Origin of the sequence: Flavobacterium anhuiense (genome assembly GCF_004151235.1) — a bacterium.
GTDB classification, from domain to species: Bacteria; Bacteroidota; Bacteroidia; order Flavobacteriales; family Flavobacteriaceae; genus Flavobacterium; species Flavobacterium anhuiense_A.
The window spans coordinates 77,503-90,247 of sequence record NZ_JUIV01000004.1 but is presented as its reverse complement, the minus strand read 5'-3'; the positions used below and the strand labels follow the sequence as shown (position 1 = coordinate 90,247).

14 protein-coding genes are annotated in these 12,745 nt (G+C 33.2%); 9 read left to right on the top strand and 5 right to left on the bottom strand.

All coding sequences use genetic code 11. From position 1 onward, the window contains the following. Together NU08_RS07585 and NU08_RS07580 are read left to right on the top strand one after the other, a co-directional pair. Nucleotides 1–474, top strand: a complete 474-nt coding sequence (locus NU08_RS07585; RefSeq protein ID WP_129746544.1) for an RNA polymerase sigma factor — start codon at nt 1–3, stop codon at nt 472–474. Further along, entirely contained in the window at nt 461–1,057 is a 597-nt protein-coding gene (locus NU08_RS07580; RefSeq protein WP_129746543.1) for a hypothetical protein, read from the top strand. The genes NU08_RS07585 and NU08_RS07580 overlap by 14 nt, the downstream gene beginning before the upstream one ends. Before the next feature lie 70 nt (nt 1,058–1,127). Here NU08_RS07580 and NU08_RS07575 read toward each other — a convergent pair whose 3' ends face one another. After that, nucleotides 1,128–1,529, bottom strand: coding sequence for a hypothetical protein (locus NU08_RS07575; protein WP_129746542.1), 402 nt, complete (start codon nt 1,527–1,529; stop codon nt 1,128–1,130). 167 nt (nt 1,530–1,696) lie between these two features. On the opposite strand from NU08_RS07575, the gene NU08_RS07570 reads away from it, so the two are divergent. The 3 genes from NU08_RS07570 (at nt 1,697) to NU08_RS07560 (ending at nt 5,117) form a co-directional block, all read left to right on the top strand. Continuing rightward, nucleotides 1,697–3,709: a sensor histidine kinase gene (locus NU08_RS07570; RefSeq protein ID WP_129746541.1), complete on the top strand. Its 2,013-nt coding sequence runs from the start codon at nt 1,697–1,699 to the stop codon at nt 3,707–3,709. Further along, complete coding sequence (locus NU08_RS07565) at nt 3,699–4,328, top strand: response regulator (RefSeq protein WP_242502507.1); 630 nt, start codon at nt 3,699–3,701, stop codon at nt 4,326–4,328. The genes NU08_RS07570 and NU08_RS07565 overlap by 11 nt, the downstream gene beginning before the upstream one ends. Nucleotides 4,329–4,430: 102 nt before the next feature. Next, a complete protein-coding gene (locus NU08_RS07560) occupies nt 4,431–5,117 on the top strand; it encodes a zinc metallopeptidase (protein ID WP_008465123.1) in 687 nt (228 codons plus the stop codon). A gap of 246 nt (nt 5,118–5,363) precedes the next feature. On the opposite strand, the gene NU08_RS07555 is transcribed toward NU08_RS07560, so the two are convergent. The 3 genes from NU08_RS07555 to NU08_RS07545 form a co-directional block, all read right to left on the bottom strand. Beyond that, nucleotides 5,364–5,834 carry an Lrp/AsnC family transcriptional regulator gene (locus NU08_RS07555; RefSeq protein ID WP_111365821.1) on the bottom strand — a complete coding sequence of 157 codons (471 nt, stop codon included), beginning with the start codon at nt 5,832–5,834 and terminating at the stop codon, nt 5,364–5,366. 254 nt (nt 5,835–6,088) lie between these two features. Next, nucleotides 6,089–6,838 carry a uroporphyrinogen-III synthase gene (locus NU08_RS07550; RefSeq protein WP_008465120.1) on the bottom strand — a complete coding sequence of 250 codons (750 nt, stop codon included), beginning with the start codon at nt 6,836–6,838 and terminating at the stop codon, nt 6,089–6,091. 14 nt (nt 6,839–6,852) lie between these two features. After that, a complete protein-coding gene (locus NU08_RS07545) occupies nt 6,853–7,521 on the bottom strand; it encodes a DUF4271 domain-containing protein (protein WP_129746539.1) in 669 nt (222 codons plus the stop codon). Between the two features lie 106 nt (nt 7,522–7,627). Here NU08_RS07545 and NU08_RS07540 point away from each other — a divergent pair, with 106 nt between their 5' ends. The 3 genes from NU08_RS07540 to NU08_RS07530 are packed head-to-tail and all read left to right on the top strand — an operon-like array spanning nt 7,628 to nt 10,202. Further along, entirely contained in the window at nt 7,628–8,353 is a 726-nt protein-coding gene (locus NU08_RS07540; RefSeq protein WP_008465116.1) for a polyprenol monophosphomannose synthase, read from the top strand. A 10-nt stretch (nt 8,354–8,363) separates the two neighbouring features. Beyond that, entirely contained in the window at nt 8,364–9,704 is a 1,341-nt protein-coding gene (locus NU08_RS07535) for a dihydroorotase (protein WP_129746538.1), read from the top strand. A 9-nt stretch (nt 9,705–9,713) separates the two neighbouring features. Continuing rightward, on the top strand, nt 9,714–10,202 hold the full coding sequence (locus NU08_RS07530) for a DUF4296 domain-containing protein (protein ID WP_165352431.1): 489 nt from the start codon (nt 9,714–9,716) through the stop codon (nt 10,200–10,202). Here the strand turns inward: NU08_RS07530 and NU08_RS07525 are convergent. Next, nucleotides 10,199–11,194, bottom strand: coding sequence for an NAD-dependent epimerase/dehydratase family protein (locus NU08_RS07525; RefSeq protein ID WP_129746537.1), 996 nt, complete (start codon nt 11,192–11,194; stop codon nt 10,199–10,201). The two genes, NU08_RS07530 and NU08_RS07525, sit on opposite strands and share 4 nt — an antisense overlap. A 185-nt stretch (nt 11,195–11,379) precedes the next feature. Here NU08_RS07525 and tyrS point away from each other — a divergent pair, with 185 nt between their 5' ends. Next, entirely contained in the window at nt 11,380–12,675 is a 1,296-nt protein-coding gene (gene tyrS / locus NU08_RS07520) for a tyrosine--tRNA ligase (RefSeq protein WP_066033433.1), read from the top strand. Nucleotides 12,676–12,745 lie beyond the last annotated feature (70 nt).

Below are 12,745 nucleotides of genomic sequence, written 5' to 3'. Positions count from 1 at the left end.
ATGGAATTCGAACAAATATATAAAACCTATTGGGATCGAATTTTCAGGCTTTGCATGGGTTTCGTAAACGATTATGACGCCGCTCAGGATTTGGCTCAGGAAACTTTTATAATTGTCTGGCAGAAATTGGAAACGTTCAGAAATGAATCTTCTATTGGAACCTGGATTTTTAGAATTGCTTCCAACAATTGTCTGAGACAGATAGAAAAGCAAAAACGTTTTCCGAAATCTGAACTTCCTGTTCATCTTTCAGAAGAAAAACTAACCTCATTAGAACCTCAGATTCAATTCTTGTATAAATGTATCGCTGAGCTTCCAGAAACAGATCGTATTATAATTTCGTTAGAATTAGAAGATATCAAACAAAATGAAATTGCTAAAATCGTCGGTCTTTCTGAAGCAAATGTTAGAGTGAAAATTCACAGAATTAAAGAAAAACTGACTCAAAAATTTAAAGAAAATGGACAACGATAATAATATAGATTTTAAAGATTTATGGAAAAAACAATCCGTAAGTCAGCCAGATATGACCGATTTGCTGGCACGAATAAATAAGTTTAAAAAAACTGGATTGCGTTGTTTGTGGCTTACGAACATTCTGCTTTTAGGAACCAGCGCCTTCATTGCTTTTGTTTGGTTTTATTATCAGCCACAATTTATTTCGACTAAAATCGGAATTGTTTTGGTGATTTTGGCAATGGTGATTTATTTAATGGTCTACAACAAACTATTAGGCAATTATAAAAATATAGAAGCAAATCAAACCAATCAAGAGTATTTGCAAAACTTAATTTTAATTAAAAAGAAACAAAACTTCATGCAGACAAAACTAATGACTTTGTATTTTGTTTTGTTAACGGTTGGAATTTGTTTGTATATGTATGAATATGCAAGCAGGATGACAGCTTGGATGGCGATTTTAACTTATGGAATAACATTGTTATGGATGTTGTTTAATTGGTTGTATATCCATCCAAAACAAACCAAAAAACAGCAAGAAAAAATTAATAGTCTGATTGAAAAATTTGAGGAAGTCAACAATCAGTTGGAATCATAAAAAAAAGAAGCTTCGCAATTGCGAAGCTTTCTTTTACCAAAAACAAAAATCTAAAATTTTAAAGTAAGATTTATCTGGGAAAAATATATGTTTTAGGATGTACAACAATGATTCCTTCACTATCTGCTTTTCCTGTTAACTCAGAAACTACTTTTCCTCCCACATAAACTTTAGCTGTCACAGTTTGTCCAGCAACTCCTCCGTAACCACTTGTGTGTACCAACGCGCCATCAGAATCTGCATCGGCAGTAAATTCTTTAGTCCATGGTAATGAAGGCACATCTTCAATAAGCGGAGCGCCGCTTTTTTCCATATAGGTTACATCAAGTTGTCCAGTATAATTTCCAGTAATTTCATATTTTACATCTCTTGATGCTGGAGCTGAGTTGTTATCGTCGTTATCACTGCTGCAAGAAACTGCTGTAAAAGCAAGAGTCATTACGATTGCTAAGGTTTTCAAAATTGATTTCATAATATGTCTTTTAATTAATAATCTGATTTATAACAAAATTAGACCCTTACTTACGGGACGGCAATACCTGATAAAGTGTATTTTTTATTACCTGATATCAGGTAAATGCAAGCAATTTCTTTTTGAAAGTCGTTAAGCTTTAATAACTTTGGGTAAATGCCACATTTATGAAGAAACTCTACGCCTTATTATTTTTTTTGTTTTTTACTGCAATTTCCAATTCACAAGTAATTCTTTCATTAGATGATGATACTGTTTATATTGACAGTATTGTTAAAATCACAAAAAACACAAAATCCGATAGTGTCAAAAGTTTGAATAGTTTTAGATTATCAAAACTTTTTTTAATGGCTCAGGATGCAAAAAAATCTAAAGAATATTTGGAACAGGCGAATAAGCTCAAAGTCAAATTTCCTTTTCTAAAAGATGCTTCTATTTTTTATAATGCCTACAGTTTTATAGAAAAAGGTGATTTGGAAGGTTTTGAAAAAGCTTTGCTTGAAGCCAATACTAAACTCAAAAAATATCGAAATAAAGAAGCCTATAAACTTCGCGCTGTGATACTTCAGAATTATGGTATAATGCAACAGCGAAAGAATAATGAAAACGCTTATATGAAATTGCTGGTAAATGAAGCGATTCCGATTGCTAAAAAAAGTGGCGATTACGAATTGATCAGTGCATTAAATAAAGCAGTTGCCATTATTTTTATGAATAATGACGAACGAGAAAAAGCAGCGGAATATCTAGATCAAGCTCAGAAGTACATCGAAAGTGCCACTAAGAAATCGGCAACTTTAGCAGAGTCTAAGATGGAAACCTATATTATAAATGCCGAAAATCTGGTAGAGCTGAAACATTTCTATGATGCCAAAGAAATTTTGGATAAAGCTTATGCTACATTAGAAAAATACCCAACATCAAACTTAAATGATTCTTATTTTTATTCGGAAGGACTTTATTACGCTAAACAAAATAAGCACAAAGAGGCATTAGTGAGTTTTGAAAAAGGAATCAAATCGGCAGAAAGCCACCAGAATGCTATTGCAGTACACAGACTGAAATTTGCAGAATATGAAGTGCTTTTTAAACTGAAAAATTATGAAAAAGCCAAAAGCAATCTGGAATATCTCATAGAAAATACAACTATCATTGTCGATAAAAAGAACTATTACAAAGAGCTCTCAAAAGTTTATAATGCAACAAAAGAATATCCGAAAGCGTATTATTATTCGAATAAATACAATGTAATAAACGACAGTCTTAATGATGCCAAATTGAAAAGCGAAATTGTAGAACTTGAGGCAAAATATAAAAAAGCGGAAAGTGAAAAGAAAATTGGTTTGCTGCAGTCAGAAAATGAAAAAGCGGTTTTGCAGGTTAATAATAATCGTTTGAATATGATGCTTTTTGCGGTGCTTTCGTTTGTATTGTTTCTGACGGTTTTGTTTTTATGGAGTTGGAATAATTATCAGAAAAAGATAAGTTTTCAAAAAGAAGTCAATCATAAACAAGAACTCGAAGCGCTGGAGAATCAGCAGAAATTATCTGTTTCAAATGCTTTGATTGAAGGAGAAGAAATAGAAAGAAAAAGAATTGCAAGAGATCTTCACGACGGACTCGGAAGTATGCTTTCAGGTCTTAAAATGCATTTGAATCTTGCGGATCGCGAGAATAAAGAAAATGCTCCAAACATTAATGGTTTATTGAATGATTCGATTAAAGAACTTCGCAATATTTCTCAGAATTTAATGCCAGAAAGTTTAATGAAACTTGGACTCGAACATGCGCTTCGAGATTTATGTGCTTCGCATTCTACAGCAGAAACAACGATCGAATTTCAATATCTGAATAAAAAAACAACCTTGCCGCAGCATTTTAAAATTATGATTTTCAGAATTATTCAAGAACTTCTGAATAATTCTTTGAAATATGCCAAAGCATCGCAGATTTTGGTTTCTTGTTCGCAAAATAAAGATGTGTTTTTTATTACTGTAGAAGATAACGGAATTGGTTTTAATGTGGAATATGCAGAAAAAAGGGACGGAATGGGCTTGCGTAATATTAAAAACCGTGTGGCTTTTTTGAATGGAAAAATAGAAATTGATTCTGTTCTGGATAAAGGAACTTCAACTTATATTGAAATAAAATATAACCCAAATCATGATTATGAAGTATAAAACAGTAATAGTAGACGATCATCCGATTGTGATTTCTGGAATTGCAGGTTTGCTGTCGGAATTAGATAATATTGAAATAGTGGAAAAATTTGAATCAGGAATTGCACTTCTAGACTATATAGAAGACAATAAAGTCGATTTGATTTTAATGGATATTTTCTTGCCTGTAATAAACGGAGTTGATCTGTGTAAAACTATCAAACAGAAGCATCCTAAAATTGTAATTATAGGCATGAGCAGCCAGTCTGAAAGAAGTTTGGTCATGCAATTTATTCAAAATGGAGGGAACGGATATATTCTAAAAAATGCTTCTTTTGATGAGTTTAAAGAATGCATTTATAAAGCTATTGATGGCGAAATCGTCTTTAGTGAAGAAGTAAAAACCATAATTAGTCAGCCATTGTCTGAAGATTTAGAAAGAATTCCAGGTTTGAGTAGAAGAGAACGTGATATTGCTTTATTGCTTTCGCAAGGAAAATCGACTCAGGAAATAGCCGATGATTTGTTTTTGAGTTTTCTAACCGTTCAAACCCACCGACGCAATATTCTTCAGAAGTACAAAATGAAAAATGTGGCAGAGTTAATTGCTTTTCTGCTTAAAAACAACATGTTGAATTAAGTCAAAAGTGCTGAAATGATGTCAAAATGGCATTTTGTTAAAATGGTTCACAATTTGCGGTTTGTTTTGTAAATTTAAAAATCAATCTAAAAACAGAAAAAAATGGGATCAGGATATTTAATTATTGCTGGAGCTATAATGTTGTTCAGCTGGCTGGTAAGCTCGCAGCTGAAGAGCAAATTTGAGTTGTATTCGAAATTGCAATTGAGAAACGGAATGAGCGGTCGCGAAATCGCTGAAAAAATGCTTGCCGATAACGGAATTACAGATGTTCGCGTAATTTCAACACCAGGTCAGTTAACAGATCATTATAATCCATCAGATAAAACAGTAAATTTAAGTGAAGCGGTTTATAACCACCGTAACGCGGCCGCGGCAGCAGTTGCAGCGCACGAATGTGGTCACGCAGTTCAGCATGCAATTGGTTACGAATGGCTGACTATGCGTTCTAAGCTTGTGCCTATTGTAAGCGTTGCTTCCAATTTTGTACAATGGATTTTGATTGCAGGAATTTTAATGATTAAAGTTTTTCCTGGATTATTATTAATCGGAATTATCATTTTTGCTGCAACAACTTTGTTCTCAATTATTACACTTCCTGTAGAATATGATGCAAGTAACCGCGCGTTGGCTTGGTTAGAAAATAAGCATATGCTGACGCAAGAAGAACAAGCAGGAGCAAAGGATGCTTTAAAATGGGCAGCAAGAACGTATGTAGTAGCGGCAATTGGTTCTATTGCAACGTTGCTGTACTATATATCAATTTATTCTGGAAGCAGAAGAAACTAAATAGTTTAAATTTTCAATATTTAAAAATTCCAAATTCCAAATTTGTTGGGTTTGGAATTTTTTTATGCACATCTGATACGAAATTAAACCCGACAGGTTTTTAAAACCTGTCGGGTTTGTTTTTTTATCAAGTTTGTCTGGCTGAGCGGAGTCGAAGCCTTTATAGGTAATTAAGCCCTTCGACTCCGCTCAGGGTGACAGCAGGCATAAAATTATCTAATTTTCAAATTGGCACATTATCTAATTCTAAAGTTGTATTTGCCTATCAATCTGCTGGTCTAATGAAATGAATGTTTCAGTTCTTGAAACTCCTTCAATGGCTTGGATTTTATTATTTAAAAGCTGCATTAAATGTTCGTTGTCGCGACAGATAATTTTAATCAAAACAGACCAGTTTCCTGTGGTATAATGACATTCTAAAACTTCTGGTATTTTACGAAGTTCTTTTACAGCTTCAGAGTTTCTCGAAGCTTTGTCTAGATAAACGCCAACAAAGGCCATGGTATTATAACCTAGAACTTTTGGGTTTACTGTAAATTTCGATCCAGAAATAACGCCAGATTGCTCTAGCTTTTTTAATCTCTGGTGGATTGCGGCTCCTGAAATTCCTATTTTATTGGCGATTTGCAGAATTGGCTTTCGAGCATCGTCCATTAAGTAACGAAGGATTTCTTTGTCGATTCCGTCAATTTCAATTAAAAGGGAGTTGATTTTCATAACTTATAATTTGAAACTATTTTTGAGATTTGGGTTATCAATAGAAATCAAATGTAGTCAAAATGCATTAGAAAAGGAAATTCCAAATTTTTGAAATTCCAAAAACCAAAACCCAAATTCCAAATTTCAAACATAACCCATGGTTTCAACCACGGGAGATGACGTATCTAATAAACTCTAAAAAGAAAAATTCCAAATTTCAAGTGCTTGACTTGGAATTTGGAATTTTAAAAATTGAATATTTTTAAAAAGGATTATTTTCCTTTGTTAGCTTCTGCTACATATTTCTCTAGAGCCATTGTCATAGAAGGCGTTTCAGGAGTTGGAGCAAGAATATCAATTCTTAAGCCATGATCTAGAGCCTCTTTCTGCGTTGTGCTTCCGAATACGGCGATTCTGGTGTTGTTTTGTTTAAAATCTGGGAAATTTTTAAACAATGATTTAATTCCTGTCGGGCTGAAAAAAGCTAAAACGTCATAATAAACATCAGCTAAGTCAGATAAATCACTCATTACAGTTCTGTAGAAAATTGCTTGTGCCCAATCTACTTTTAGACTGTTTAATGTAACAGGAGCATCTGCATTTAATTGATCAGATGCAGGAAGCAAAAACTTCTCGTCTTTGTACTTCTTAATTAGCGGAGATAAATCTGCAAAATCTTTTGCTCCAACGTAAATTTTACGTTTTCTGTACACAACATACTTTTGAAGGTAGAACGCAACAGCCTCAGATTGACAAAAATATTTCAATCCTTCAGGAACTTTGTAACGCATTTCATCAGCCACTCTAAAAAAATGATCTACAGCATTTCTACTTGTTAAAATGATCGCAGTGTAATGATTAAGATCGATTTTTTGTAATCGAATCTCTTTTGCGCTAACCCCTTCTACATGAATAAATGGTCTGAAATCAATTTTTATTTTGTGTTTTTGTTGGAGCTCAAAGTAAGGAGAATTCTCCACTTTAGGTTCAGGCTGTGACACCAAAATTGTTTTCACTTTCATATTATAAATATTTACTAAGCACTCCCTTTTGTTATCCAATAATAGAGAAAATAATAAGGGGCTATTTCAAGAGCGCAAAGATACAAAATAAAATAAAATAACTTACCGATTATTACGTTTTGATACGTTTTAATTGAAATAAAGTATGAGTATATGCTAATACACAGCGAAATGCCTATGATTGCTAGCGGAATAATCTGCGGAATATTGTTGTAATAGAACAAAACAGCATTGATTGGAAGGATTAAAACGCCGATATAAGTCCTGTATGTTACTTTTTGTAAGTTAAATAGTTCTACAAAATCGTCAATATTGAATGAAGTGGCTACAATTTTTTCAATTAAATACTTTCCTAAAATGAAATAAAGCAGAAAAGTAGCAATGCGGATAAATAATAGCCAATCTGTTTTTGAAGCATATCCAAAAATATTCATTGTAAGGAGAATAAAAAAAGCAAACGATACAACCTGTACAAAAAATAAACCAACCGTAAAGCTGTTTTTCATGTGGCTGTTGTCACGATAAATTTTGGCGTATTTATCAGAAAAAATAAGTTTACTAAATTCACTAAATCTAGTTTCGTAAGCAGATTTTGTCATGGCAACAACGGCAAAGGTCACCACAAATAAAAGTGTTGCCCAGTCTTTGTTTTCAATAATCCGAGGATGTAATTGTTCAATCATAGCGATACAAAATTAGTAATTTTTTGATGCAATACTTTTATTATATATTTATTATGAATCAAATGCTATAAAAAGTTTACTTTTGCGGTGAAATTACCGAGAAAAAATGAATGATAGCATTGTCATAATTCCCACATATAACGAAATTGAAAACATAGAAAGTATAGTTAGAGCTGTACTTTCGCAACATAAATCTTTTCATCTGCTGATTATCGATGATAATTCTCCGGATCACACTGCAAAAAAAGTAATTGCATTGCAGGAAGAATATCCGGGAAAACTTTTTTTAGAACAAAGAACAAAAAAATCTGGATTGGGAACCGCATATGTTCACGGTTTTAAATGGGCTTTGGAACGCGATTATCAATTTATTTTTGAAATGGATGCAGATTTTTCTCATAATCCAAATGATTTAGAAAAATTATACGATGCTTGTCATTTTGGTGGAGCAGATCTTGCAATCGGTTCTCGTTATGTAAAAGGTGTAAATGTGGTCAACTGGCCACTAAGCCGAGTTTTGATGTCTTACTTTGCATCTGTTTATGTGAAATTCATTACTGGAATGAAAATTCATGATGCAACTGCTGGTTTTGTATGTTACAAAAGAGAAGTTCTAGAGAAAATTAATTTAAACAAAATAAAATTTGTTGGATACGCGTTTCAAATTGAAATGAAGTACAGAACGTACTGCGCGAAATTTCAAATTACCGAAGTCCCAATTATTTTTACAGATAGAACAAAAGGAGTTTCTAAAATGAGCAATGCTATTATTAAGGAAGCTATTCTTGGAGTGATTTCACTTAGATTAAGAAAATTAGTCAATTCATTATAAACCAACCGAAATGAACAGGATTTTAATAAAAAATGCCAAAATTGTAAACGAAGGGACAATTTTTGAAGGTGATGTTTTAATTGAAAACGATCTGATTGTTGAAATTGCAGACAGCATTTCATTAAAAACTTCAGATTGTATCGTAATCGATGCTGAAGGAAATTATTTAATGCCGGGTGCGATAGACGATCAAGTGCATTTTAGAGAACCAGGTTTAACGCACAAAGGAGATATCGAATCAGAATCTCGTGCAGCTGTTGCGGGCGGAATTACTTCTTTTATCGAACAGCCAAATACAGTTCCGAATGCGGTTACTCAAGAAATTTTAGAGGATAAATATCAAATTGCATCTCAAAAGTCATTTGCGAATTATTCGTTTATGATGGGAGCAACAAACGATAATTTGGAAGAAGTTTTAAAAACCAATCCGAAAAATGTTGCCGGAATCAAGATTTTCTTAGGTTCGTCTACAGGAAATATGTTGGTTGATAATGAAGCGGTTTTAGAAAAGATATTCTCTAGCACTCCAATGCTAATTGCAGTTCACTGTGAAGATGAAACTACAATTAAAAACAATCTGGCTGCTTTTAAAGAACAATACGGCGACGATGTTCCAGTAACGGCGCACAATTTAATTAGAAGTGCTGAAGCTTGTTATATTTCTTCTTCAAAAGCGGTGGCTTTAGCAAAAAGAACAGGCGCAAGATTGCATATTTTCCATCTTTCAACAGCGAAGGAAATGGAATTGTTTACGAATAAAATTCCGTTAGAAGAGAAAAAAATCACCGCTGAGGTTTGTGTACACCATCTTTGGTTTACAGATGAAGATTATAAAACAAAAGGGAATTTCATAAAATGGAATCCTGCGGTTAAAACTGCCGATGATCGTGCAGAACTTTGGAAAGCTTTGAATGACGGAAGAATTGATGTAATTGCTACAGATCACGCTCCGCATACTAAAGAAGAAAAACAGCAATCTTATTTGAATGCGCCTTCTGGAGGTCCGTTGGTACAGCATGCAGTTGTGGCGATGTTTGAAGCGCATCATCAAGGAAAAATTAGTGTGGAGAAAATCGTGGAGAAAATGTGCCACAATCCGGCTAAACTTTTCAAAATTGAAAAAAGAGGATTTATTAAAGAAGGTTATCACGCCGATTTAGTAATCGTTAATCCAAGTCTGCCTTGGAGCGTGAAACCAGAAAATATTTTATACAAATGCGGATGGTCTCCGTTTGAAGGTTATACTTTCAAATCTAGAATTACGCATACTTTTGTAAACGGCGAATTGGTTTACAATAATTTCAAAGTAAAAGATACCAGAGCGGGTAAAAGATTATTGTTTGACAGATAAAAAGCAACTATGAAGAATTTTATAGTAATAATATTGGTTCTGTTTCTTTCTATAAGCTGTAAAAAGGATGTGGTAAAACAGCCAGCAAAGCTTATAGACAAAGAGAAAATGATTGATATTATGTATGATCTATCTCTTTTAGAAGCCATGAGATATCAGAAACCATTGTTTATGGATTCAGTAGATAGCGATCCTAAAAAGTTTATTTATAAAAAATATAAAGTAGACAGTCTTCAATTTGCACAGAACAATATGTATTATGCTTCCGATTATGAGAATTACAAAGACATGTTCGATCAGGTTAATAAAAGAATTGAAGTGAATCAAAGGGCTGCGGATTCATTAGCTAAAATTGATGAAAAAAAAGCGGCTAAAGCGAATAAAAATAAACCAAAAGAATTGAAAGAGGCTTCGAAAGATTCAGTTCGAAAAACAATTCCAAAAATTAATATTGATTCAATTAGATTGGCGCAACGAAAACATAGAAGAGAGATTTAAGTTTCTCTTTTAATATAAAGATGAATATCAGTAAAAACCGTTCCTAGAGCGGTTTTTATTTTTTCGTTACCATAGAGATTTTTTGAGTATGAAGCTTTTGCGGTTGCTTTTGTAATGCTTCTTTTTCTAAAGAATAAAGTTGAAAATATTCCGTCAGCGATCCACAATAGATTCATTAAAAGAGGTTTGGCATGGATATGCGGTCTCCTTACTTTAAAAACATCAGAAATCGTGTTTAAAAGGTCCTTAAAAACAATATTTTCAGAGATAAGCGTGAAACGTTCGTTTTTTATATCGCTTTTCATCAATTCATAACTGGTTTTTACCACATCATCAACAGAAATGAAACCAGTACTTCCTAATGTGTAAAACGAAAGTCCTTTTGATACTTTTCGATATATTTCACTGCTTCCTTCATCAAAAATATCCATCATTTTTGGCGGACCTAAAATTACTCCCGGATTTACAACAATAACATTCAAACCTTCCTGTTGTCCTCGCCAAACTTCCATTTCGGCACCATATTTAGAAATGGCATAATCGCTGTGTGGTTTTTCAGGATTCCAGTCTGTTTCTTCGGTAATATATGTTTCGTGAGCAGCAATATCTCCTAAAGCTGCAATCGAACTTATATAGCAAAATTTTTCTACTTCTTTAGCAATAGAAAAATTAACCATGTTTGCGGTTCCTTCGATATTGGTTTTTCTAAGGGTTTCTTCGTCTTTTGGATCAAACGAAATAAATGCAGCAGAATGATATACTTGTGTGATGCCGATAAAAGCAGTTTCAAGTGAAGGTATGTCTAGAATATCAGCTTCAAGCCAATTGATTTTTTCAAACAAACCTGTTTTTTTATATAAATCAAAAACCGATTTTGTTTTCTGAATATTTTTTTCGGTTCTGTAAATTGCCCGAACATTTTCTCCATTTTCAATTAAATGAAGCAATAAATGCGCGCCTACTAAACCAGTTCCTCCAGTTACTAATATCATGTTGTAAAGATAAGTTTTTGTTGGAAAGGTGCAAAGTTGCAGAGGGACAAAGTTGCAAAGGTTTTTTTATAAAGTTGCAAAGTTTCAAAGTTGCAGAGTTTCAAAGTTTTTATGTATTGATATTGTGATTGCTTTTTGATATTGCCAATACCATTGACTATATTTGCGCAAATTATTTAAAAAAAATGAAGAATCTAGTTGAAGAATTAAAATGGCGCGGGTTATACCATGATAGTATGCCTGGAACGGAAGAACAATTGCTAAAAGAAGCAACCACTGCCTATATCGGTTTTGATCCAACGGCAGATTCACTGCACATCGGAAGTATGGTACAGATCATTTTATTGGTTCACTTAAAGAATTTTGGTCACAGACCAATCGCTTTAGTAGGTGGAGCAACAGGAATGATTGGAGATCCTTCTGGTAAATCTGATGAAAGAAACTTGCTTGACGAAGAGGCTTTGGCTAAAAACGTGGCCGGAATCAAAAGCGTTTTGTCTCGTTTCTTAGATTTTAATTCAACCGAAGCAAATGCACCTGTAATGGTGAATAACTACGATTGGATGAAAGAATTCTCTTTTATCGATTTTGCACGTGAAGTTGGAAAAAGAATTACCGTAAACTATATGATGGCTAAAGATTCTGTAAAAAAGAGATTTAGCGGAGAAGGTGAGGGAATGTCTTTTACAGAATTTACATATCAGTTAATTCAAGGTTACGATTTCTATCATTTATATAAAAACAACAATTGTATTCTGCAAATGGGTGGTTCTGACCAATGGGGTAATATTACCACAGGAACTGAATTGGTGCGTAGAATGGGAGGAGAAAATGCGAAAGCTTACGCCTTAACAACTCCTTTGATTACAAAAGCAGACGGATCTAAATTTGGAAAATCTGAAGGAGGAAACGTTTGGCTAGATGCTGATAAAACTTCTGTATACAAATTCTACCAATTTTGGGTAAACACAACAGATGCAGATGCTGAGAAATACATTAAAATCTTTACTTTCTTAGATAAAGATACTATTGATGCTTTAATTGAAGAGCATAAAACAGCTCCGCATTTAAGAGTTTTACAAAAGAAATTAGCAGAAGAAATTACTGTTTTTGTTCACAATAGAGAAGAATTAGAGAAAGCAATTCAGGCTTCGAATATTTTGTTTGGAAATTCTACTGCTGAGGATTTAAAGAAATTGGATGAAGCAACCTTTTTAGAAGTTTTTGATGGAGTTCCACAAGCTGAAATCGCAAAAGCTGATTTAGAAAACGGATTGGATATTATTACTGTTTTAAACGAAAAAACAGGTTTCTTTAAATCGAATGGAGAGGCGAGAAGAGCTTTAACAGCAAACTCGATTTCTGTAAACAGAGAAAAAATAAAAGAAGATTTTGTTTTAACTGCAAATGATTTAATTAATAATCAATTCGTTTTATTACAAAGCGGAAAGAAAAACTATTTTGTGATTCGTGTTGTATAGTTTCGGAAACAAAATATTTTTAATTTGAAATAAAAAGGCATCCTAAAAAAGGATGCCTTTCTTTTTGTAA